21 protein-coding genes and 2 tRNA genes are annotated in these 22,402 nt (G+C 71.7%); 16 read left to right on the forward strand and 7 right to left on the reverse strand.

Going from position 1 to position 22,402, the window contains the following annotated elements:
* Positions 1–83 precede the first annotated feature (83 nt).
* The 3 genes from IEZ20_RS24035 (at position 84) to IEZ20_RS24045 (ending at position 1,266) form a co-directional block, all read left to right on the forward strand.
* Complete coding sequence (locus IEZ20_RS24035; protein WP_189302148.1) at positions 84–407, forward strand: hypothetical protein; 324 nt, start codon at positions 84–86, stop codon at positions 405–407.
* A 170-nt stretch (positions 408–577) separates the two neighbouring features.
* Entirely contained in the window at positions 578–946 is a 369-nt protein-coding gene (locus IEZ20_RS24040) for a WhiB family transcriptional regulator (RefSeq protein WP_023546912.1), read from the forward strand.
* Positions 943–1,266: a putative WhiB-interacting protein gene (locus tag IEZ20_RS24045; protein ID WP_189302149.1), complete on the forward strand. Its 324-nt coding sequence runs from the start codon at positions 943–945 to the stop codon at positions 1,264–1,266. The genes IEZ20_RS24040 and IEZ20_RS24045 overlap by 4 nt, the downstream gene beginning before the upstream one ends.
* 163 nt (positions 1,267–1,429) lie before the next feature.
* Here IEZ20_RS24045 and IEZ20_RS24050 read toward each other — a convergent pair whose 3' ends face one another.
* Both IEZ20_RS24050 and IEZ20_RS24055 read right to left on the reverse strand, forming a co-directional pair.
* Positions 1,430–2,803, reverse strand: coding sequence for an ABC1 kinase family protein (locus IEZ20_RS24050; RefSeq protein WP_189302151.1), 1,374 nt, complete (start codon positions 2,801–2,803; stop codon positions 1,430–1,432).
* Entirely contained in the window at positions 2,796–4,010 is a 1,215-nt protein-coding gene (locus IEZ20_RS24055) for a TOMM precursor leader peptide-binding protein (RefSeq protein WP_189302153.1), read from the reverse strand. Before IEZ20_RS24055 ends, IEZ20_RS24050 begins: the two co-directional genes overlap by 8 nt.
* A 278-nt stretch (positions 4,011–4,288) precedes the next feature.
* Between IEZ20_RS24055 and IEZ20_RS24060 the strand changes: the two genes are divergently transcribed.
* The 4 genes from IEZ20_RS24060 (at position 4,289) to IEZ20_RS24075 (ending at position 8,184) form a co-directional block, all read left to right on the forward strand.
* A complete protein-coding gene (locus tag IEZ20_RS24060; protein WP_189302155.1) occupies positions 4,289–4,894 on the forward strand; it encodes a M48 metallopeptidase family protein in 606 nt (201 codons plus the stop codon).
* A gap of 135 nt (positions 4,895–5,029) precedes the next feature.
* Positions 5,030–6,718, forward strand: coding sequence for a TerD family protein (locus IEZ20_RS24065; RefSeq protein WP_189302157.1), 1,689 nt, complete (start codon positions 5,030–5,032; stop codon positions 6,716–6,718).
* Between the two features lie 12 nt (positions 6,719–6,730).
* Positions 6,731–7,411, forward strand: coding sequence for an AIM24 family protein (locus tag IEZ20_RS24070; protein WP_189302159.1), 681 nt, complete (start codon positions 6,731–6,733; stop codon positions 7,409–7,411).
* 17 nt (positions 7,412–7,428) lie between these two features.
* Positions 7,429–8,184: an AIM24 family protein gene (locus tag IEZ20_RS24075; protein WP_189302161.1), complete on the forward strand. Its 756-nt coding sequence runs from the start codon at positions 7,429–7,431 to the stop codon at positions 8,182–8,184.
* 48 nt (positions 8,185–8,232) lie between these two features.
* Here IEZ20_RS24075 and IEZ20_RS24080 read toward each other — a convergent pair whose 3' ends face one another.
* Positions 8,233–8,754: an NUDIX hydrolase gene (locus IEZ20_RS24080; protein ID WP_189302163.1), complete on the reverse strand. Its 522-nt coding sequence runs from the start codon at positions 8,752–8,754 to the stop codon at positions 8,233–8,235.
* Complete coding sequence (locus IEZ20_RS24085) at positions 8,751–10,196, reverse strand: zinc-dependent metalloprotease (protein WP_189302165.1); 1,446 nt, start codon at positions 10,194–10,196, stop codon at positions 8,751–8,753. Before IEZ20_RS24085 ends, IEZ20_RS24080 begins: the two co-directional genes overlap by 4 nt.
* Before the next feature lie 191 nt (positions 10,197–10,387).
* Here IEZ20_RS24085 and IEZ20_RS24090 point away from each other — a divergent pair, with 191 nt between their 5' ends.
* The 4 genes from IEZ20_RS24090 to IEZ20_RS24105 all read left to right on the forward strand — a co-directional run bounded on the left by IEZ20_RS24090 (position 10,388) and on the right by IEZ20_RS24105 (position 13,718).
* The gene (locus IEZ20_RS24090) at positions 10,388–11,551 is read left to right on the forward strand and encodes an SDR family oxidoreductase (RefSeq protein ID WP_189302167.1); all 1,164 of its coding nucleotides are present in this window, start codon (positions 10,388–10,390) and stop codon (positions 11,549–11,551) included.
* A gap of 95 nt (positions 11,552–11,646) precedes the next feature.
* Positions 11,647–12,108: a molybdenum cofactor biosynthesis protein MoaE gene (locus IEZ20_RS24095; RefSeq protein ID WP_189302169.1), complete on the forward strand. Its 462-nt coding sequence runs from the start codon at positions 11,647–11,649 to the stop codon at positions 12,106–12,108.
* A 288-nt stretch (positions 12,109–12,396) separates the two neighbouring features.
* Complete coding sequence (locus IEZ20_RS24100; protein ID WP_189302171.1) at positions 12,397–12,570, forward strand: hypothetical protein; 174 nt, start codon at positions 12,397–12,399, stop codon at positions 12,568–12,570.
* A 50-nt stretch (positions 12,571–12,620) separates the two neighbouring features.
* Positions 12,621–13,718, forward strand: coding sequence for a YlbL family protein (locus IEZ20_RS24105; protein ID WP_189302173.1), 1,098 nt, complete (start codon positions 12,621–12,623; stop codon positions 13,716–13,718).
* A gap of 72 nt (positions 13,719–13,790) precedes the next feature.
* Here IEZ20_RS24105 and IEZ20_RS24110 read toward each other — a convergent pair whose 3' ends face one another.
* Positions 13,791–14,333: a PPA1309 family protein gene (locus IEZ20_RS24110; protein ID WP_229896236.1), complete on the reverse strand. Its 543-nt coding sequence runs from the start codon at positions 14,331–14,333 to the stop codon at positions 13,791–13,793.
* A 164-nt stretch (positions 14,334–14,497) separates the two neighbouring features.
* Here IEZ20_RS24110 and IEZ20_RS24115 point away from each other — a divergent pair, with 164 nt between their 5' ends.
* The 4 genes from IEZ20_RS24115 to IEZ20_RS24130 all read left to right on the forward strand — a co-directional run bounded on the left by IEZ20_RS24115 (position 14,498) and on the right by IEZ20_RS24130 (position 19,738).
* Complete coding sequence (locus tag IEZ20_RS24115) at positions 14,498–17,461, forward strand: UPF0182 family membrane protein (RefSeq protein ID WP_189302266.1); 2,964 nt, start codon at positions 14,498–14,500, stop codon at positions 17,459–17,461.
* A 41-nt stretch (positions 17,462–17,502) separates the two neighbouring features.
* Positions 17,503–17,576 (forward strand) — tRNA-Met (locus tag IEZ20_RS24120).
* Between the two features lie 209 nt (positions 17,577–17,785).
* Positions 17,786–19,597, forward strand: a complete 1,812-nt coding sequence (locus IEZ20_RS24125; protein ID WP_189302177.1) for a tetratricopeptide repeat protein — start codon at positions 17,786–17,788, stop codon at positions 19,595–19,597.
* A 67-nt stretch (positions 19,598–19,664) separates the two neighbouring features.
* Positions 19,665–19,738, forward strand: a tRNA-Met gene (locus tag IEZ20_RS24130).
* 155 nt (positions 19,739–19,893) lie between these two features.
* On the opposite strand, the gene IEZ20_RS24135 is transcribed toward IEZ20_RS24130, so the two are convergent.
* The gene (locus IEZ20_RS24135) at positions 19,894–20,310 is read right to left on the reverse strand and encodes a Fur family transcriptional regulator (RefSeq protein WP_189302182.1); all 417 of its coding nucleotides are present in this window, start codon (positions 20,308–20,310) and stop codon (positions 19,894–19,896) included.
* A 145-nt stretch (positions 20,311–20,455) separates the two neighbouring features.
* On the opposite strand from IEZ20_RS24135, the gene IEZ20_RS24140 reads away from it, so the two are divergent.
* On the forward strand, positions 20,456–21,910 hold the full coding sequence (locus IEZ20_RS24140; RefSeq protein ID WP_189302184.1) for a catalase: 1,455 nt from the start codon (positions 20,456–20,458) through the stop codon (positions 21,908–21,910).
* Positions 21,911–21,977: 67 nt separating this feature from the next.
* On the opposite strand, the gene IEZ20_RS24145 is transcribed toward IEZ20_RS24140, so the two are convergent.
* On the reverse strand, positions 21,978–22,373 hold the full coding sequence (locus IEZ20_RS24145; protein ID WP_189302186.1) for a CBS domain-containing protein: 396 nt from the start codon (positions 22,371–22,373) through the stop codon (positions 21,978–21,980).
* Between the last annotated feature and the right edge of the window lie 29 nt (positions 22,374–22,402).

A 22,402-nucleotide genomic window follows, 5' to 3' on the forward strand; every position in this document is an offset into this window, starting at 1 on the left:
AAGGCACGGTTCCGTGTTGTACTTGCATATCCGAACGGACTGGCTCATCCCAGTCCCAGAGACGCCGAGAGGAGGCGAGTCCAGTGATCAGCATCAACATCAGCACCACCGTCAGCACGGCCAAACTGACCGATCGCTCGACCGTCTCCACGTGCATGCTCGGCGCCTCGAACCAGGGCACCGGTCTGTCCGGCATCCGTGCCGTGCGTCCGGCGTCCTCCCCTGCCCTCGCGGGTCTTCCCATCCGTGAGCGCAATGAGCGACCGACCAAGGCACTGGAAGCGGTAGCGGCACAGGCACACGCCTATGCCTTTGCGGCGGCCGGTGCCGGATTCCGGAAGCAGACGACGCACCACCACCTGATGTGGGCCTTCCGTGGGCCAGAACCCTGGAGTGATCCAGCCTGATCGCCGATCAGGCCGGCGCCTTCAGGGCCGCGGAACCCCATCCGGGATCCGCGGCCCTTCTGTTTTCCCCGAACGGGGACGACGGAGCGAAGGGGCCTCGGGACAAGGAACCCGGTACCAAGCCGACACCCGGTCAACCGGCCGGAACGACCAGACGAGGAAGACCAATCGTGCAACTCGAAGCGCACGCCCCGTCCGTACCGCCTTCGCAAACGATCCCCCCGCCCGGCCTCACGGAGGACTCCACCTTGACCCCCCTCACCGCGCTCACCGCGCTCGACGACGCCATCGAGAACCTGGGCGTACCCGTCCCCTGCCGCTCCTACGACCCGGAGGTCTTCTTCGCCGAGTCGCCCGCGGACGTCGAGTACGCCAAGTCCCTCTGCCGTACCTGCCCGCTGATCGAGGCCTGCCTCGCCGGCGCCAAGGAGCGGCGTGAGCCCTGGGGCGTCTGGGGTGGCGAGCTGTTCGTCCAGGGTGTCGTCGTCGCCCGGAAGCGGCCGCGTGGCCGCCCGCGCAAGAACCCGGTCACGGCATGAACACCGCAGGAACGATCGACCGCCCCCTCACGCACGACCCCAAGAAGCAGGCCCCGATGAAGCCGTCCACCAGCGAGCCCGCCGGCTCCGCGACCTCAGACTTCACCACCACCAGCGCCACCGAGGCGCGTCAGAACAGGAACCGAGACATGCAACTCATGCAAGAAGCCCTGGCTCGTGCGCATATGCACGAGCGACTCCATGAGGCCGTGCACGAACGCCGGGCCATGCGCCTGGCGGTCGCCCAGCGCATGCAGCGCCGGGCCGAGCGCGCCTCGCTCCGCGCCCGCCGTGCGCTCGCCATGGCGGTCATGCAGTAAGAAACACACCTGAGCAGCGGTGGCCTCCCGGACCCGGGAGGCGAAGCCTCCCCGCGGGGGCCGGTCCGGCCGAACGGACCGGCCCCCGCGGTGCGTTGCGCAGGGCGCCCGGCCGGTCCCGGAGTCATCCCCCCGGCCCCTCACACCGCGCAGGCAGCCCCGGTCACGCTCCCGCCGCCGGCTCCTCCTCCGTCTCCTCGGGGGCGTCGGGCAGGAAGCCCGGGAGCCATTCCTCGAGTTCCTCGCGGAGGCGTACGTCGGCGCCCAGTTGGCACAGGACGCCGATGGTGCTCAGGGTCACCCGGTGTATCAGGAGGTAGGCCGGGGGCAGGTTGAGCTGTTTGCCGAGCTGGTAGGCGGGGGAGCGGGGGTCGGCGATGCGGGCGGCCTGGCTGCGCATCCAGGAGCGGGTGAAGGTGAACGTGTCCACCCGGGCCGGCTCGATGATCGGCAGAAGGTAGTCCAGGACGGCGCCCGGCTCCAGGTCGATGGACTCCTTGACGAAGCCCTCTTCGCAGAGCAGTTCGTAGACCGTCTCGGCCTCGCCGTCCAGCGTCATCCGCAGGGAGACGCCGATCGGGGACGGCAGGCCGCCGGGGAGCCGGTCGACCGTGCCGAAGTCCAGGACCCCCAGGCGCCAGTCGTCCTCACCGGCCGGTCCGCCGGGCAGCAGGCGGAAGTTCCCCGGGTGGGGGTCGGCGTGCAGCAGGCCGGTGCGGGCCGGGCCCGAGAAGAGGAAGCGGGCCAGGAGCTGGCCGGCCCGGTCGCGCTGCTCCTGGGTGCCGTCCGCGATGATCTCGGACAGCGGGATGCCGTCGATCCACTCGGTCACCAGGACCTGCTCGCACTGGTGCACCACGGCCGGGACGACCACGTCGGGGTCGTCCGCGAACTCCTCCGCGTGCGCGGTCTGTGCCTGTGCCTCCAGGCCGTAGTCCAGTTCCTCGGAGACCCGGTCCCGTAGCTCCGTGATCAGCGGCTTGATGTCCATGCCCGGGATGAGCGGGCCCAGCAGCCGGGCAAAGCGGCTCAGTTGGCCGAGGTCGGAGAGGAGGGCCTCGCCGGCGCCCGGGTACTGCACCTTGACCGCGACCTCACGGCCGTCGTGCCACACCGCGCGGTGCACCTGGCCGATCGAGGCCGCGGCGGCCGGCTTGTCCTCGAACTCCTCGAACAGCTCGCGCCAGTCCGGGCCCAGCCGCTCCTCCAGGACCGCGTGCATGGTGCGGGTCGGCATCGGCGGGGCCGCGTCCTGCAGCCTGGTCAGGGCCGCGCGGTAGGGGCCGGCGATCTCCTCCGGCAGCGCCGACTCGAAGACGGACAGCGCCTGCCCGAACTTCATCGCGCCGCCCTTCAGCTCGCCGAGCACCTTGAAGAGCTGCTCGGCGGTGCGCTGTTGCAGCTCGCGGCCGACGATCTCCGCGGACTCGCCCACGATCCGCTTGCCCAGCCCCCAGGTCGCCCGGCCGGCGAAGCCGAGCGGGAGCGCGGCGAGCTTGGCGGTACGGGTGACCGCCTTCCGGGGAAGATCAGACATGCGCCCTCCAGGTCCCAGTCGGCCGTGCCGCGCCCGCTGTGCGTCGCCACCGCGTCGACGGCCGTTGCACCGCCATTGTCGCGCGCGGATCGGCCGGGGTTGAGGCGCGCTCCCGTTTACCTCTCTCCGCGGCCCCGCAGCCGCACTCAGGATGGGCCGGGACCGGCCGGGAGCGCCAGGTCAGACCGGGTAGGGACACCTCCCAGCGGGTGCCGGCGCCGGACGGCGACTCCCCGTCCAGGAAGGCGAGGGCGTGGGCCGCCGCCAGTCCCGCCACCGCGGTGGACAGGGTCAGGTCGCAGGCTCCGACGCGGCGGGCCCGGCCGGAACGCCACTGGGTGACAAGCCGGGGCCAGGCCGGGTCCCGGTCCGTGTTGTTCCGGTGCAGACAGCCGGCGCAGCCGGTCTCGCCGGGCAGCACGAGCGGGCCGACGACGCCGGTGCCCTCCACGACACCGGCGTACAGATGGGGTGTGCCGGCGGCCATGAGGGGCTCGGCGGTGAACGGGTCCGGGGCGTGCACGGCGACGTCGTCGCGGGGCGCGAAGATCACCAGGGAGAGGCCGGGGTCCTCGGCGCCGGAGCCGGGGGAGTGGGCGTGGCGGGGGGACCGGTCCGGTGCCGCACGGCGGACGGCGGCCCGCGCCGCCGCGTCCCGGCGGTCACCGAGGGAGTCGGCGGGCAGCCCGCCCGGCGCCACGTCCCACGGTTCCACGCGGCCCACGTCGCGTACGTCGACCTCGCCGACGCCGGCGCCCGACAGGACCGACGCCAGCAGGGCGCCCACCCGGCCCGCTCCCCGCACCCGGACCCGCAGCGCGCGCCGGGCCGCGAGCCGGGCCGGGGCGCCGCCCGGCTCGGGCGTGACCAGGGAGAGCGAGGCGAGGTCGGGGCGCAGCCGTTCGAGCACGTCCGTCTTCTCCCGCAGCGCGTCCGCGGCCGGTCCGCCGCCGCGCGCGTCGTCGACGAGGCCCGCGCGGGCCAGCCGCTGCACCAGCGCGTCGACACGGCGGGCCGGCACGTCCGCACGGGGGCCCTCCTCGCGCAGCAGCGGCAGCCCGCGGGTGCCGTCGAGCAGGTCGAGGAAGCTGCCGGTCGCCGTGTCCATCGGGCTCAGTGTCACGGCGTGCGCCGGGGTCATCCCGAACTGCACGGTGTTGCGATCGCGCCAGCCGCGCCGCAGCGCCGGCTTCACCACCGGATGCATGACTGCCCCCGTATCCGTGTATGTGTCGCGTGTGGGTACCGAGATCCGTCGGCGGAGCCCGTCGCGCTTCGCCGATGCCTGTCAGCATGCCCGTCCGGAGCGTCGGGCGTCGGGAGTTATCCACAGGCGGGGGCGGTTTGTCGTACCGGTAAGTGGGGGCGAAGGGGGGTAAATCGGGTAACCGGGTCGGTCGTACGAATCAAACACATGGTGGGGTATCGGCGGTCAACCGCCCGGGAGCCGGGACTTTGTCCTTGCCCACCGGGTAACGTCGGGGCGTGCCCGCCGACCCACTGCACCGCGCCGGTGAACCACAGCGCAGCACGACGAGCCAGCCGCCCGGCGGCTCGGGGACGAGCGCGATCGAGGTCCGCAGGAGTGCCCGGCGCCGCCGGACGGTCTCCGCGTACCGCGAGGGCGATCGCACCGTCGTCCTGATCCCCGCCCGGATGTCGAAGGCGGAGGAGCAGCGCTGGGTCACCGTCATGCTCGACAAACTCGCCGCCCAGGAGAGCAGGCGGGTGCTGGGGGACGTCGAGTTGACCGAACGCGCCGAGCGGCTGTCGGCCCAGTACTTCGACGGCCGGGCCCGGCCCGCCTCCGTGCGCTGGGTCACCAACCAGAACACCCGCTGGGGTTCGTGCACCCCGGCCGAGGGCAGCATCCGGCTCTCGCACCGGCTGCAGGGAATGCCGGAGTACGTCATCGACTACGTGCTCTGCCACGAGCTGGCGCACCTGCTGGTCCCCGGTCACGGCCCCGACTTCTGGCGGCTGCTGGAGGCCTACCCGCGCACCGAGCGGGCCCGTGGCTACCTCGAAGGGGTGGTCGCCGCCGCACGGCTGCCGCATGTGCCGGGCGCGCGGGACGAGCGGGACGACTGAGGGCCCCGATGTGAGCGGCCGGGTCCGGTTGTGTACCGGGTCTGTACCGACGGCCACCCTCCGGGGCCGGTGTCGGTCTTTGCCGTTAGCCTGGCGCGACGCACTCACATTCGGGATGGGGGACGGTCGTAACGCATGGCCAGGGAATTCCAACGCGGCCACAAGGCCAGGATCAGTGACCTCACGGCGGGCACGGATCTGTACGTAGGCGTGCAGATCTCCGCACCCGGACTGACCTTCGACATCAGCTGCTTCGGTCTGGACGCCGACGAGCGTCTCTCGGACGACCGGTACTTCGTCTTCTTCAACCAGCCGAAGTCCCCGGAGGAGTCCATCCAGCTGCTGGGCGCCCAGGCGGGTGACACGGAGTCGTTCCGGGTCACGCTCGACCGGATTCCCTCGCACATCCGCAAGCTGTCCTTCACGGCGACCCTCGACGGCGGCGGCCAGATGTCGCAGATCGCTCCCGGCTACCTGCGCATCGTGGCGGGCGGCGAGGAGGTCGCGCGGTACTCCTTCAACGGTGCCGAGTTCTCCACCGAGCGGGCCGTGATGCTCGGTGACTTCTACTTCAAGGACGGGTGGCGGTTCGCCGCCGTCGGCCAGGGTTTCGACGGCGGCCTGGAGGCGCTGCTGAAGAACTTCGGCGGTGAGGTGCTGGAGGAGGAGACGCCCGCAGCCCCGCAGCAGCCCCAGCAGTCCGGCGCGGCCCCCGGTTTCGCCCCGCCCGCCCAGGCCACGCCGCCGCCCGCGTTCGGCGCCCCGTCCGCACCGCAGCCCGCCCCGGCACCGCAGCCCGCACCGCAGGGCTTCGCCCCGCCGCCCGGCCACACCCCGCCCGCGCCGCCGGCCCCGGCCCCGGCGCCGGGCGTGCACGGTGCGCCGACGGTCATCGCGCCCATGACCCCGCCCACCGGCACCGTCCCGCCGCCGGCCGCCCCGACGGCCTCCACCGCCCCCGCCCCGGCCCCCACGCCCTACGGCCAGCCGCCCCAGCAGCCCTCCTACGGCGGGCCCGGCGCGCCGCTGCCCCCGGGCTACGGCCAGCAGCAGGCGCCCTACGGCGGTGGCCAGCCGGCCCCGCCCATGCCCCCGGGCTACGGCCAGGCCCCCGGACAGCAGACCGCCCCCTACGGAGTGCCGCAGGGCGCGCCCCAGGGCGGTGCCGGGGTGACGGCCGCGCTCCAGGCGTTCAAGGAGACGCCGACCGGCCAGCGCTGGACGCAGCAGAACAAGAAGCTGGTCCGCGTCGACCTCGGCATCGGCGGCCAGCCCGTGCTGGCCCGGCAGGGCAGCATGGTGCTCTACCAGGGCAAGGTCGACTTCAGCTACAAGGGCGCCGGCTTCATGGGCCGGGTCGTGGGCAACGCCACCGGCCAGGAGATGCAGCTGATGCGCTGCACCGGACAGGGCCAGGTGTTCCTCGCCGAGAACTCCACCCACCTGCACCCGGTGGAGCTGCAGGGCGACGCGATCTGCGTCTCCGCCGAGAACGTCCTCGCCTTCGACGAGAGCCTGCAGTACGAGGTCCGCCGCATCGAGGGCCACGGCATCCCGGGCGGCGCGCTGTTCACCATGCAGTTCCAGGGCACCGGCACGATCGTCGTCAAGACGCACGGCACGCCCGTGGTGCTGCCCGTCACACCGACCACCTTCGCGGACTGCAACGCCGTCGTCGCCTGGTCGGCCGCCTCCCAGGTGATCGTCTCCAGTCAGGTCCGCATGCGCCGCAACGCCTACCCGGGCGACACCGGCGAGAGCGTCAACCTCCAGTTCCGGGGCGCCCCCGGCAACTTCATCGTCGTCCAGCCGTACGAGGTCTAAGGGGAGCCCGTCATGAACCAGCCGCTAGCGGGCCACGCCCCCGCACCCGTCACCGCCCGCATGGAGAACCACGGCAGCCACATGCTGAAGGTCGCCCTGCAGACCGGGAACGACCTCCTGGCGCGCGTGGGCTCGATGGTCGCCTACGAGGGCTTCATCCAGTACGAGCCCAACCCGCCCGCCGTCCGGCAGATCGCCCGCGACTGGGTCACCGGCGAGGGCGCCCCGCTGATGAAGTGCACCGGCGACGGCCTGCTCTACCTCGCCGACTACGGCGCCGACGTCGTCGTGATCAACCTCAACGGCGACGGCATCTCCGTCAACGCCACCAACCTGCTCGCCTTCGACGCGCACCTGACCTGGGGCGTGGAGCGCGTGAAGGGGCTCGCGAAGTTCGCCGGGCAGGGCCTGTGGAACACGCGGATCTCCGGACAGGGCTGGGTGGCGCTGACCTCCCGGGGCAAGCCGATCGTCGTGGACTGCGGCGGCGGCGAGGACGAGACGTACGTCGACCCGGACGCGCTCGTCGCCTGGTCGCCGAACCTGAAGGTGAAGGGCAAGCGCAGCTTCAAGGCCCAGTCGCTGATCGGCCGGGGCAGCGGCGAGGCCTACCAGATGGCCTTCTCCGGCCAGGGCATCGTCGTCGTCCAGCCCAGCGAGGACAGCACCGACCGCCTCCGGATCCGGGGCTGAGGGGGAGCCAGAACACCATGCAGAGCCCGCTTTTCGCACACAACGACCTCCAGACCCAGGAGCGCTGGAGCCTGCAGAACAAGCAGATGCTCCGGATCACCCTGGAGGGCCACGACGACCTCCTCGCCCGCAAGGGCACCATGGTCGCCTACCAGGGCCTCGTCGAGTTCGACGCCGAGTACCGCAGCAACAGCCAGGCACGCGCGCGTGCGCACACCGGCGAGGGCCTGGACCTGATGCGCTGTCACGGCCAGGGCACGGTCTACCTCGCCAACCTCGCCCAGCACGTGCACATCATGGACGTCGAGCAGGACGGGCTGACCGTCGACAGCTCCTACGTCCTCGCCATGGACTCCTCGCTGCACCACGAGGTCATCGCCGTCGACAGCCTCTACGGCATCTCCGGCTCGGGGAAGTACCAGCTCAACATCACCGGGCGCGGCAAAGTCGCCCTGACGACCTCGGGTGCCCCGCTGCTGATGCAGGTCACGCCCGACCGGTACGTCAACTGCGACGCCGACGCGATCGTGGCCTGGTCCACCGGGCTGCGCGTGCAGATGCAGGCCCAGACGCACTCCTCCGGCGTGTGGCGGCGGCGCGGCACCACCGGTGAGGGCTGGGAGCTGAGCTTCATGGGCACCGGGTTCGCGCTCGTGCAGCCCAGCGAGCTGCTGCCGCCGCAGAACGCCGTGATCGGGCAGGGCCTGGCCGCCCAGTTCGGCATGGGCCAGCAGGGGGCGCGCGGCCAGAACCAGGGCAACGTCTGGAGCTGAGCCGGACCTGGGAAGGGGTGACCGCGTGGGCGGCCACCCCTTGCACCGTCACAGCCTGGCGCGCGTGGCCTCCAGCAGGCGCACGACGGACTCGTCGGCCACACCCGCCACCTCGTCGTAGGCGAACCAGCGCAGGTCGAGCGACTCGTCGCTGATCTCGTGCACCGCGCCGGGCGGGGCCAGGACCGCGTACTGGACGTCGAAGTGCCAGTGGCACGGCGCCGGGATCGGATGCCGGTCCAGCCGCACCGGGCCGCCGGGCAGCAGCGTCAGCCCGGCGATCCCGGACTCCTCCGTCGCCTCGCGCAGGGCCGCCGCCGCCAGCGTCGCGTCACCCGGCTCGCAGTGGCCGCCCATCTGCAGCCACATCCGCAGCTTCCGGTGCAGCGTGAGCAGCACCCGGCCGCGCTCCGGGTCGATCACCAGGGCGCTGGCCGTGACATGGCCCGCGTGACAGGCCTTCCACATCCCGTCCGGGTGGGCCGCCAGATGATCCAGGTAGGCCTGGCGCAGCTCTCCCTGGCCCTCGTACCCCTTCAGGACGAGGACCGCGTCGTCGTACAGGCTCACTCGGTGTCGTCGTCCTCGGTCTCGCCGTCGTCCTTCTTGCGCAGGTCCGGCGTGCCGTGGGCGCCGCCCGCCGCCTCGCCGAGCATCTTGTCCAGCTCGGAGAAGTCCATCTGCTCGCGGTGGACGAAGCCGTCCGGGTCGTCCAGGTCGGTCGCGGTCGGCAGCATGTCCGGGTGGGCCCACAGGCCGTCCCGTCCGTCGATCCCGCGCGCGTCCGTGAGCGAGGCCCACAGCCGGGAGGCGTCGCGCAGCCGGCGCGGGCGCAGCTCCAGACCGATCAGCGTGGCGAACGTCTGCTCCGCAGGCCCGCCGGTCGCGCGGCGGCGGCGCAGCGTCTCACGCAGGGCGTCGGCCGACCCCAGGCGCGGCTTCGCGGCGGCGTGCACCACCGCGTCCACCCAGCCCTCCACGAGCGCCAGAGCGGTCTCCAGACGGGCCAGGGCCGCCTTCTGCTCGGGCGTGTCCTCCGGCTGGAACATGCCCTGCTGGAGCGCGTCCTGCAACTGCTCCGGGTTCTGCGGGTCGAACTGGCCGACCACGTCCTCCAGCTTGGCGGTGTCGACCTTGATCCCGCGCGCGTAGCCGTCGACCGCGCCGAACAGGTGCGAGCGCAGCCACGGCACATGCGCGAACAGCCGCTGGTGGGCCGCCTCGCGCAGGGCCAGGTACAGCCGCACCTCCTCCTGCGGCACGCTCAGGTCCTTGCCGAACGCCTCCACGTTGACCGGGAGCAGCGCGGCCCGCCCGGCCGGGCCCAGCGGCAGGCCGATGTCGGTCGAACCGACGACCTCGCCCGCGAGCACGCCCACGGCCTGCCCGATCTGCGTGCCGAACATCGCGCCGCCCATCGAGCGCATCATGCCGATCAGCGGGCCCGCCATGGCCTGCATCTCCTCCGGCAGGACGTCACCCATGGCCGCGCCGACCCGCTCGGCGACCGGGTCGACCAGCTCCTGCCAGGCCGGCAGGGTCGCCTCGACCCACTCCGCGCGGGACCAGGCCACCGCCGAGGCGGAACCCGACGGCAGGGACGTCACGTCGTCCAGCCACAGGTCCGCCAGGCGCACGGCCTCCTCCACCGACCGGCGCTCGGCCGGGCCGACACTGGCGTCCTTCGTGCCGTCCGACGTGCCCTGGGCGACCGTCTGGCGGGCGATCTGCTTGGCCATGTCCCAGTTCACCGGCCCGCCCTCGTACGAGAGCATCTGGCCCAGCTGCTGGAACGCGGCGCCCAGGTCGGTGGGGTTCAGGGAACCGAACATGGCAGCGAGCGGGTTGTCGGCGCCGGGGCCGCCAAAGCCGCCGGCTCCGGGCAGGCCGCCGAAACCGAACGGATTGGCCGGTCCCTGCCCACCACCGCTCTGCTGGTCCTTCTTCTTGCCCTCGTCGCCGTCTTCCGGCTCCTCCGGCGGAAGGCCGAAACCGAATGGGGTGTCACTCACGGGATTCCTCGGCTGGTAAGGCCACCGGTCTCCTCCGGCGGCGCGGCTGCCCGACAACACCACCCAGCGTAGACACCCGGACCCGATCGGGCCTCGGTGCTTCGCCTGCGGAAGGCCTGCGGCAGGATGGATGCACCTGGTACGCACGCGTCACTCGCGCCCGTACTGAAGACAACCGCTGGAGACGCCCGGTGAGTTCCCCAGATCCGCAGGTTCGCGCAGCGCGAAACCCCTCAACCCACCCATCGCCCGACCACCGTCCCTCGACGACGGCGCTCCGCGCCGGCGAGACGACTGCCGCGCGCGGACCCGTCGTCGCGGTGACCGGCGCCGCCACCGGGGTCGGCGCCCTGCTCACCGAGCGGCTCGCCGCCTGTGCGGAGATCAAACAGGTCGTCGCCATCGACGAGCGGCGCGGCGAGTGCGCCGACGCCGAGTGGCACATCCTCGACGTGCGCGACCCCGCCATCGCGGACAAGCTGCGGGGCGCCGACGTGGTCGTCCACCTCGCGCTCGACCTGGACCTGGAGACCGATCCGGCGGCGCGCACCGCTTACAACGTCCGGGGGACCCAGACCGTACTGACCGCCGCCGCCGCGGCCGGGGTGCACCGCGTGGTGCTGTGCACCTCGGCGATGGTCTACGGCGCGCTGCCGGACAACGAGCTGCCCCTGTCGGAGGACGCCGAGCTGCGCGCGACCGCCGAGGCGACCGGGGTCGGGGACCTGCTGGAGATCGAGCGACTGGCGCGCCGCGCGCCGCGCGCGCACCCGGGGCTCAACGTCACCGTGGTCCGTCCGGCCGTCCTGGTCGGCGGCACCGACACCGCGCTGACCAGGTACTTCGAGTCGCCGCGGCTGCTCGTCGTCGCCGGCTCGCGGCCCGCGTGGCAGTTCTGCCATGTCGAGGACCTGTGCAGCGCCCTGGAGTACGCCGTCCTGGAGAAGGTCGACGGGGAGCTGGCCGTCGGCTGCGACGGCTGGCTGGAGCAGGAGGAGGTCGAGGAGCTGAGCGGGATCCGGCGCATGGAGCTGCCGTCGGCGGTCGCGCTCGGCGCGGCGGCCCGGCTGCACCGGATCGGACTCACCCCGTCCCCGGCGGGCGACCTCGCCTACACGATGTATCCCTGGGTGGTCAGCGGCAGCCGGCTGCACGACGCCGGGTGGCGGCCGAAGTGGACCAACGAGGAGGTGCTCGCCGAGCTGCTGGAGGAGGTGGCCGGGCGGCACACCGTGGCCGGGCGGCGGCTCGGGCGCAAGGACGCGACGGCGGCCGGCGCGGCGGGCGCGACGGTCGCTCTGCTGGGCGCGGCGGCGGTCGTACGGCGGGCCCGCAAGGCCCGGCGGCGCGTGTGAGCCACGGGCGCTGTACGAGCCTCCAAAGCGCCCCGCGCGCGTGCCGGGCGAAACTCGTATTCCCCGTTGCCGGACCCGTACGGCACGATGGACGCATGGCACACACGAACGACCACCCGGGTGAGCGGGCGGCTCAGGATCCCATCAAGCTGATCGGCATCCGCGAGACGCCGCTCTCCGTGGACGAGGTGTTCCGGGCCGTCGGGGACGACGCGGCCGGGGGCGTCGCGCTGTTCGTGGGCACCGTGCGCAACCACGACGGAGGCGCCGACGTGGACGCGCTCGGGTACTCGTGCCACCCCAGCGCCGAGGCCGAGATGCGGCGCATCGCCGAGAAGGTCGTCGCCGACTTCCCCGTGCGGGCGCTGGCCGCCGTGCACCGGGTGGGGGACCTGCGGGTGGGGGACCTCGCCGTCGTCGTCGCCGTGGCCTGCCCGCACCGCGGGGAGGCCTTCGAGGCCTGCCGCAAGCTGATCGACGACCTCAAGCACGAGGTGCCCATCTGGAAGCACCAGAAGTTCTCGGACGGCACGGAGGAGTGGGTCGGCGCCTGCTGACACCGGCCCCGCCGAGGCCGGCCGAAGCCCACCGCCCCCGGCCGCACCCTCGGCCGCCGTCCGGACCGCACCTCCCGTCCCTCCGGCCGCACCCTCGGCCGTCACCCCGACCGCACCTCCCGTTCCCCCCGGCCGCACCCTCGGTCGCCACCCGAGTCCCTCCGGTCACATTGGGCCAACCGTGCAGTCCGGTTGCGTAACCGCCCCCCTGGCGTGAGCGTTGTCGGTGCGGATGGTTAATCTGCTGATCAGTCAGTTGCGGACGCTCATGGCGTATGGGAGGTCGGCATGGGGGTGCTTGTCTGGCTGCTGATCCCGCTCATGGCCGCGATCGGTGGTGGGCTGTGGGGCAGTTGGGCCAATCGGACCCGCAAGGCCCGCAGTGATGGTCCTGAGCTGGATGGATACGCCCGGTTCCGCGAAGCCATGGAGAAGTCGCACCCGGGCGCGCGCGGCGCGTGACCGGGGTGCCCTGACGGTGCGCTGACAGAGGCGTCCCGTACTGTCGAGACATGCCACGCCGCACCGCGACGATGCTCGCCTCGACCCTGATGCTGATCGCGCTCCTGTGCGCGGGAGTCCTCATCCCCGTGCCGTACGCGGAGATGTCCCCCGGCCCGACCGTGAACACGCTCGGGGACCACGACGGCGAGCCGGTGCTGCAGATCTCCGGACACAAGACCTACCCGGCGGACGGCCATCTGAACATGACCACCGTCCGGGTCACCAGCGCCGCCTACCGGATGAACCTCGTCGAGGCCGTCTACGGCTGGCTCGCCCACGACAGCAAGATCGTCCCGCACGACACGCTCTACCCGGACGGCAAGACGGAGGAGCAGTCCACCCAGGAGAACGCCGAGGAGTTCAGCCAGTCCCAGGAGAGCGCCAAGGTCGCCGCCCTGAAGGAGCTGGGCGTCCCGGTGAAGTCCTGGGTGATCGTCTCCACCGTCGTCAAGGGCTCCCCGGCCGAGGGCAGGCTGCACGCCGGCGATGTGATCAAGGCCGTCGACGGTACGGCGGTCAAGCAGCCGTCCGACGTCGCCAAGCTGGTGACCAAGCACAAGCCCGGGCAGAAGGTCGTCTTCACCGTCGTCCCCGCCAAGGACCAGGAGGCCGCCGAGAAGGCCCACAAGACGGCCACCCGCACGCAGGACGTCACGATCACGACCGCGGCCTCCGACGACACCGGGGCCAAGCGGGCCATCGTCGGCATCTCCGCCGGGACCGACCACACCTTCCCGTTCACCATCGACATCAAGCTCGCCGACGTCGGCGGGCCCAGCGCCGGCCTGATGTTCGCCCTCGGCATCTACGACAAGCTCACCCCGGGCAACCTCACCGGCGGCAGGTTCGTCGCCGGCACCGGCACCATCGACGACAACGGCACGGTCGGCCCGATCGGCGGCATCGAGATGAAGACCGTCGGCGCGCGCAGCAAGGGCGCCCGGTACTTCCTGACGCCCGCCGACAACTGCGCGGCGGCCGCCAAGGACACCCCGAGCGGGCTCACCCTGGTCCGGGTCAAGACCATCGGCGACGCGCTCGACGCGCTGAAGGACATCCGCAGCGGGGACACGGCAGGCCTGCCCACGTGCACCACCAAGGGCTGAGCGGACCGTGACACGGCCGGGGGCGCTCCCTGATCACCAGGGGCGCCCCCGTCGCCGTACCGGAAGAGGACCTCAGTCCGCGAACGTGGCCGCCAGCGCCTCCGCCAGCCCCGGCACCAGGTCCGGGCCGGTCAGGACCTCCGTCGGGGAGTCCTTCTCGCGCAGCCGCAGCGCCGACTCGCGGCCGCCGTCGCGCAGCACCGCGACCGTCATCCGGACCTCCTGGCGCTCGGGGTGGTCGGCCACCCACTTGGCCAGCTTGGCCTCGCTCAGGCCCTGCGGGACCTGGGCCTCGGCGGACGGCGGCAGCATCAGGCGCTCCACCGAGAGCGCGCAGCCGACCACGGCGTCGGGCCAGGCGATGGTGCCGAGGAATTCGTCGAGCGGCTTGCCGGACGGGACCTCGTCCTGCTCGATCGGGGTGAGACCGGCGGTCTCGGACTCGTCCTCCAGGCCCAGCTGGGCCGCGAGCGAGGGTTCCTGAGCACGCAGCCGTGCGGTGTCTACGAGGGCGAAGAGGCGAGCGGGCTGGTCCCAGCCGAGGCCGGAGACGTACTCGTCGATTTCGAGCACGGCCCGGGTGAGCGGGCTCGCTGCCATGGGAGTGTTGGACATGGTCACAATCCTGCCTCGTTCCCGGCCGGAATCGGGAACCGAGTAAACCGTGAGTAAGTTGCATAAGTGTGGGCCCGCGATCACGGGGGGCCACGGCGGGCCCGCGAACCCGAGGGCCTGACGGATCGACAGCGAACTTCGAGGTGCGCACCTTGGCTTTCCAGATGCCGGACCGTGGCGGAGGCCCGACGGGGCCACGGATCAGAGCGGGCCGCCCGTCCCGGAGGGTCCGAGCCCTGCTCGTGACACTGGGCGTCCTTGCCGTCCTCGGCATGGCGTTCACGATGTTCGCGGGCTTCTGGACGGACTGGCTGTGGTACCGGTCGGTGCACTACTCGTCCGTGTTCACCACCACCCTGTCCACCAAGATCGGGCTGTTCTTCGTCTTCGGTCTGCTGATGGCGTCCGCGGTCGGCCTCAACATCTGGCTCGCGCACCGGCTGCGGCCCCCGCTCAGCGCCATGTCCATGGAGCAGCAGAGCCTCGACCGCTACCGCATGGCCATCGCGCCGTACAAGAAGTGGCTGCTGCTCGCGGTGACCGCCCTGGTCGGGCTGATCGCGGGCGCGTCGGCGTCCGGCCAGTGGCGGACCTGGCTGATGTGGGTGAACGGCGTGCCCTTCCACCAGAAGGACCCGCAGTTCCACCTGGACGTCTCCTTCTACGCCTTCGACCTGCCCTGGTACCGCTTCCTGCTGGGCTTCGGCTTCGCCGCCGCCATCCTGTGCCTGATCGCCGCCGCGCTCACCCACTACCTGTACGGCGGGCTGCGCGTCACCAGCCCGGGCGCGCGTGCCACGGCCGCCGCGACCGGGCACCTGTCGGTGCTGCTCGGCATCTTCGTCGCCCTCAAGGCCGTCGCCTACTGGCTCGACCGGTACGGCCTCGCGGTCAAGTCCAGCGACTTCAAGGCGACCGACAACTGGACCGGCCTGCGCTACGTCGACGCCAACGCCTACCTGCCGGCGAAGACGATCCTGTTCTGCATCGCCGTCATCTGCGCGCTGCTGTTCTTCGCCACGCTGTGGCGGCGCACCTGGCAGCTGCCGGTCATCGGCTTCGGCCTCATGGTGCTGTCCGCGATCCTGATCGGCGGCCTGTACCCGGCGATCGTGCAGAAGTTCCAGGTCCAGCCGAACGAGCAGGCGAAGGAGGCGCCGTACGTCCAGAAGAACCTGAAGGCGACCCGCGAGGCGTACGGCATCGACGACACCGAGGTCACCGAGTACGCGGGCAAGTCGACCACCACGGACAAGGCGAAGCTCCGCGACGACGCGAACGACGCGGCGAGCATCCGCATCCTGGACCCGAACATCGTCTCGCCGACGTTCCAGGTGCTCCAGCAGATGAAGAACTACTACGGCTTCCCGACCAACCTGGACGTCGACCGGTACCCCACCAAGGACGGCAAGGAGCAGGACACCGTCCTCGGCCTGCGCGAGCTGAACCTGGACGGCATCCCGAAGAACAACTGGATCAACGACCACTTCCGCTACACGCACGGCTACGGCGTGGTCGCCGCCAAGGGCACCGAGGCCAACCCCAACGGCGAGCCGGTCTTCACCGAGTACGACCTGCCGTCCCGCGGTGACCTCGGCACGTACCAGCAGCGGGTCTACTACGGCGAGAAGACCACCACCTACTCGATCGTCGGCGGTCCCCAGAAGGAGATCGACTACTCCGACAACAAGGGCGAGAAGACCACCAGCTACCGGGGCGGGAGCGGGGTCAACCTCGACAACCCGGTCAACCGGGCCGCGTACGCGGTGGCGTTCAACGAGCCGCAGATCCTCTACTCGGGCGCGATCGGCAAGGGTTCGCGGATCCTGTACAACCGCACGCCCAAGGAGCGCGTCGAGGCGGTCGCCCCCTGGCTGACCATCGACGGCGACGCCTACCCGGCCGTCGTCAAGGGCCGCATCCAGTGGATCGTGGACGCGTACACGACCACCAACGGCTATCCGTACTCCTCCCGTACGACCCTCGGGGACACGACGGCCGACTCGCTGACGGCGACGAACAACTCGCGCGCGGTGGTGGCCCAGCAGAACCAGGTCAACTACATCCGCAACTCGGTGAAGGCGACGGTCGACGCCTACACCGGCGACGTCAAGCTGTACGAGTGGGACACCAAGGACCCCGTGCTCAAGACCTGGATGAAGGCCTTCCCCGGCACTGTGGAGCCGCGCAGCGCGATCTCCGACGACCTGATGGACCACCTGCGCTACCCGCAGGACCTGTTCAAGGTGCAGCGCGAGCTGCTCACCCGCTACCACGTGACGGACGCCGAGACCTTCCTCACCGGCAGCGAGGTGTGGCAGGTGCCGGACGACCCGACCAACAAGTCGGGCAACGCGGTGCCGCCCTACTACCTGAGCATGAAGATGCCGGACCAGACGCGGCAGGCGTTCTCGCTGTCGACGACGTTCACGCCCAACGGGCGGTACAACCTGAGCGCGTTCATGTCGGTCGACGCCGAGGCCGGCACGCCCGACTACGGCCGGATCAGAATCCTGAAACTGCCGACCAGCACGACCGTCGACGGACCGAAACAGGTCCAGAGCCAGTTCAACTCCGAACAGGACATCGCCGCCGCGATCAAACTCCTCAAGGGCGGCGACTCGGAGGTCGAGTACGGCAACCTGCTGACCGTGCCCCTGGACGGCGGCCTGCTCTATGTCGAACCCGTCTACGTACGCGGTGGTGGTCTGAAGTACCCGTTGCTGCGCAAGGTGTTGGTCACCTACGAGGGCGAGACCGCGTTCGAGAACACGCTCGGCGAGGCGCTCGACAAGGTCTTCGGTACGAAGAGTTCGGCCACCGAGCCGCCGGGGACCGGCACCACCAACCCGCCGGGCACCGCCAACCCCACCGTCAGGCAGGCCCTGGAGGACGCCCAGAAGGCCTTCGACGCCGGGCAGAAGGCGCTGAAGGAAGGGCCGGACTGGGACGCGTACGCCAAGGCGCAGAAGGAGCTCCAGGACGCGCTGAAGCGGGCCGAGGAAGCCCAGTCCAAGGCCGGCGAGACCGGCGGGAAGGCCGGCGAGAGGACCGGCGGCAAGAACGGCGACAAGGCCGCGACCGGCGACAAGGCCGGTGACAGGACCGGCGGCAAGAACGGAAATTGATCAAGGTCCCCTCGCGCCGTGGTACGGTTGACCAGCAACGGCGCGGGGTGGAGCAGCTCGGTAGCTCGCTGGGCTCATAACCCAGAGGTCGCAGGTTCAAATCCTGTCCCCGCTACTGAAGTCGAAGGCCCGGATCCAACACGGATCCGGGCCTTCGTGGTGTGCGAGCGAACTCATGTGCGGAGGGGAGGGACGGCCGCGCCGCCGTGGGGAGTTGGGCGGGGTGTGTTTGACTTGTCTCCCTGTGGGCATGTCGACAAAACGCTGAAGTGACCTCACGGGCTGCGGTATACCGGGTGTACCCAGGTTGCAGGTGGTGCGACGATGGACGTTATGGGGGACAAGGCAACTCTGTTCGAGTCAGGGCGATTTGTGCAACCTGCCGGTACGGAGCCGGCCCGCGACGAGATGGCGGACATGGGGGAGGCCGCCGAGGAGACGCGCCTCGCGCTCGCCGCGCAGAGCGGTGACGTCGAGGCCGCGAGCGTCCTCGGAGCCATGCTGCTGCGCCGCGGCGACCTCGACGGAGCCGAACCCCACCTGCGCGCGGCCACCGCGGCCGGCGACCGGGCCGCCGCCAACAACCTGGGCGTCCTGCTGCACCAGCGCGGCTACCCGGAGGAGGCGGCCGGCTGGTGGCGGATCGCCGCCGTCGCCGGTTCCGCCGCCGCCGCGCACGCGCTGGGCCGCCACCACCGCGAGCGCGGGGACGAGCCCGCCGCCGAGTACTGGCTGCGCCAGTCCGCCGAGCAGGGCCATGTCCTCGGCGCCTACGCGCTCGCCGACCTGCTGGAGCACCGCGGCGACGTCGGCGCCGAGCACTGGATGCGGGCCGCCGCCGAACGCGGACACCGGGAGGCCGCCTACCGGCTGGCACGCGCGCTCGACCGCACGGCCGGACCGGGGGAGGAATCCGGCGCCGACAACGCTGTCGCGGAGGCCGAGCAGTGGTACCGGCAGGCCGCCGCGCGGGGCCACCGGAGGGCCGCGCTGCACCTGGGGGCGATCCTGGAGAAGCGGGGCGAGCTGAAGGAGGCCGGGCGCTGGTACCTGACCTCGGCCAAGGACGGCGAACCCCGGGCCGCCTGCGCGCTCGGCTTCCTGCTGCGTGACGCCGGCGACACCGAGAGCGCGGCCGTGTGGTGGCTGCGCGCCGCCCAGGAGGGCGACGGCAACGCCGCCAACGCGCTGGGCGCGCTGCACGCCGAGCGCGGTGAGACCCAGACCGCCGAGCGCTGGTACCGGGCCGCACTGAACGCCGGCGACGACAACGGCGCCTACAACCTCGGGCTGCTCTGCGCCGAGCAGGGCCGGACCGCCCAGGCCGAGCAGTGGTACCGGCGGGCCGCCTACGCCGGGCACCGGGAGGCCGCGAACGCGCTGGCCATCCTCCTGCTCCAGGGCGGCGACACCACCGGCGCCGAGCCGTGGTTCTCCAAGGCCGCCGAGGCCGGCAGCGTGGACGCCGCCTTCAACCTCGGCATCCTCTACGCCGGACGCGGCGAGGAGGAGATGGCGCTGCGCTGGTACGAGCGGGCGGCGGCCGCGGGCCACGCCGAGGCCGCGCTCCAGGTCGGGATCGCCCGGCTGCGCGAGGGCGACGAGCAGGAGGCGGAACGGCACCTGCGGTGTGCGGCGGGCGGCGGCAGCGCGGAGGGCGCATACCGGCTGGCCACCCTGCTCGACGCGCGCCGGCCGCCGGAGCCCGCGCACGAGCTGGGGGAGACCGTGCAGGAGAAGACCGAGTGCGAGGAGTGGTACGAGCGTGCCGCCTCGCAGGGGCACCGGCGCGCGCAGGTCCGGGTCGGCATGCTCGCGGCGGCCCGGGGTGACGTGGTGGAGGCGGCGCGCTGGTACCGGGCGGCGGCCGAGGCCGGCTCCCGCAACGGTGCCTTCAACCTGGGCCTGCTGCTCGCCCGGGAGGGCAGCGAGCCGGAGGCCGCGGTGTGGTGGGCCCGTGCGGCGGACGCCGGCCACGGACGGGCGGCCCTCCGGCTGGCCCTGGTCTACGCGCGTCGCGGCGAGCTGGCGGAGGGGCAGCGGTGGGCCGACCGGGCGGTGGCCCTGGGGCCGGCGGAGGTGGCGGAGCGGGCGGGGCGCCTGCGGGACGCGCTGCGGGAGGAACTGTCGGCGTGACCCGGACCACTCGCCGCTGAGCGATTTGCATCCGGGCGTCGGGGTCACGTAGTGTCGTGTTCACCGACGCGGGGTGGAGCAGCTCGGTAGCTCGCTGGGCTCATAACCCAGAGGTCGCAGGTTCAAATCCTGTCCCCGCTACTGAAGGCCGAGGGCCGGAATCCAGAGATGGGTTCCGGCCCTCGGTGTTTGTGTGTCCGCACCATCCGCGCGTCCGCGCCCGTCGTGCGTGCACGCGAAGAAGCCCCGGCATACGCCGGGGCTTCTTCGGAAGCGGATGTGCCGGGTGCGCCGCGTTACGCGCTCGCGCAGCTCGGGCACAGGCCCCGGTACGTCACCTCGACATCCGACACCGTGAAGCCGAAGCGCTCGGTGTCGGGGAGGTCGGCGAGGGGGTTGCCGGTCGGGTGCACGTCACGGATCGCGCCGCACCGGGCGCAGACCAGGTGGTGGTGCGGGCGGTGCGCGTTCGGGTCGTACCGCTTGGCCCGCTTGTCCGTCGTGACTTCCAGTACCTCGCCGAGCGTGACCAGCTCGCCCAGGGTGTTGTAGACGGTCGCCCGGGAGATCTCGGGCAGCTTCGCGACAGCACGCGCGTGGACCTCGTCGGCCGTGAGGTGGACGTGCTCGCCGTCCAGGACCTCGGCCACCACGCGCCGCTGCGCGGTCATCCGCCATCCGCGTCCACGCAGCCGTTCCAGAAGGTCGCTCATGGCCACCAGCCTAACAGGAGGGGGCACCAGGTCGGGAATAGGTGTGACTTTGGATTGGCATTTGACTTAGACAATGTCCAGGGTAGGATCGGGAACGGCTTTGGCCACAGGACAGGACTAGTCAGTGATGACGCAGGAGGCGCACGTGACGCAGGGACCGCTCACCACGGAGGCCGGTGCTCCGGTCGCCGACAACCAGAACAGCGAGACGGCCGGCGTCGGCGGACCGGTCCTGGTCCAGGACCAGCTGCTGCTGGAGAAGCTCGCCCACTTCAACCGCGAGCGCATCCCGGAGCGCGTGGTGCACGCCCGCGGCGCCGGCGCCTACGGCACCTTCACGGTGACCGCGGACGTCACGCCGTACACGCGCGCGGCCTTCCTCTCCGAGGTGGGCAAGCAGACCGAGGTCTTCCTGCGCTTCTCGACCGTGGCCGGCAACCTGGGTGCGGCGGACGCCGTCCGCGACCCGCGCGGCTTCGCGCTGAAGTTCTACACCGAGGAGGGCAACTACGACCTCGTCGGCAACAACACCCCGGTCTTCTTCATCCGGGACGCGATCAAGTTCCCGGACTTCATCCACACCCAGAAGCGCGACCCGTACACCGGCTCCACCGAGGCCGACAACGTGTGGGACTTCTGGTCGCTGTCCCCGGAGTCGACCCACCAGGTGACCTGGCTGTTCGGCGACCGAGGCATCCCGGCGTCGTACCGGCACATGGACGGCTTCGGCTCGCACACCTACCAGTGGAACAACGCGGCGGGCGAGGTCTTCTGGGTCAAGTACCACTTCAAGACCGACCAGGGGATCAAGAACCTCACCGCGGAGGAGGCCGAGGTCCTCGCGGGCAAGGACCCCGACTCGCACCAGCGCGACCTGCGCGAGGCGATCGAGCGCGGCGAGTTCCCGAGCTGGACCGTGGGCGTGCAGATCATGCCGGCGGCGGACGCGGCGACGTACCGCTTCAACCCGTTCGACCTGACCAAGGTGTGGCCGCACGCGGACTACCCGGTCGTCGAGATCGGCAGGCTGGAGCTGAACCGCAACCCGCGGAACATCTTTGCCGAGGTCGAGCAGTCGATCTTCTCCCCGGCGCACTTCGTGCCCGGCATCGGCCCGTCCCCCGACAAGATGCTCCAGGGCCGGCTCTTCGCCTACGGTGATGCGCACCGCTACCGCGTCGGCATCAACGCCGACCATCTGCCGGTGAACCGTCCGCACGCCACCGAGGCGCGCACCAACTCCCGCGACGGCTTCCTCTACGACGGCCGGCACGGCGGGGCGAAGAACTACGAGCCGAACAGCTTCGGCGGGCCGCAGCAGACCGGCCGCCCGCTGTGGCAGCCGTTCGACGGCTTCACCGGCGGTACCGGCAACCACCCGACGCCCGTGCACGCCGAGGACGACGACTTCGTGCAGGCGGGCAATCTCTACCGGCTGATGTCGGAGGCGGAGAAGGAGCGGCTGGTCGCCAATCTGGCCGGCTTCATCTCCAAGGTCTCGCGCGAGGACATCGTCGAGCGCGCCGTCGGCAACTTCCGCAACGCCGACGCCGACTTCGGCAAGCGGCTGGAGGCGGCGGTGCAGGCGCTGCGCGGCTGAGCCGGCCGCGTTCGCGGCTGGGCGGGCCGGACCCCACGGTGCTCGGGGTCCGGCCCGCTTCGCGCGTTCAGGGCACGGGGGCCGGTTCGCGGTCCGGGACCCAGCGGCGGATGATGTCGCGGACCGAGACGATCCCGGCCACCTCGCCCCGGTCGAGGACGACCAGGTGCCGGAAGCCGCCGTGGGCCATGGCCCGGGCCGCCTCCTCCAGGGTCCAGGTCGGGGCGGCGAAGACGACGTCGGTGGTGGTGTGGGCGTGGGTGCGCTCCGCGTCCGGGTTCTGGCCCAGTCCGACGGAGTTGAGGATGTCGCGTTCGGTGAGGATGCCGATGCCTCCGGCGTCCGGATCCAGGACCACGGCGGCGCCGACGCGGCGGGCGGACATCAGGGCGGCTGCCTGGCGGAGGGTGTGGGCGGGGCCGAGGGTGAGGATCACCGTGCTCATGGCGTCACGGACGAGCATGGATGGGCCACCTCCTGGGAATCCCTGGA

Origin of the sequence: Streptomyces cinerochromogenes (assembly GCF_014648635.1) — a bacterium.
Taxonomy (GTDB): Bacteria; Actinomycetota; Actinomycetes; order Streptomycetales; family Streptomycetaceae; genus Streptomyces; species Streptomyces cinerochromogenes.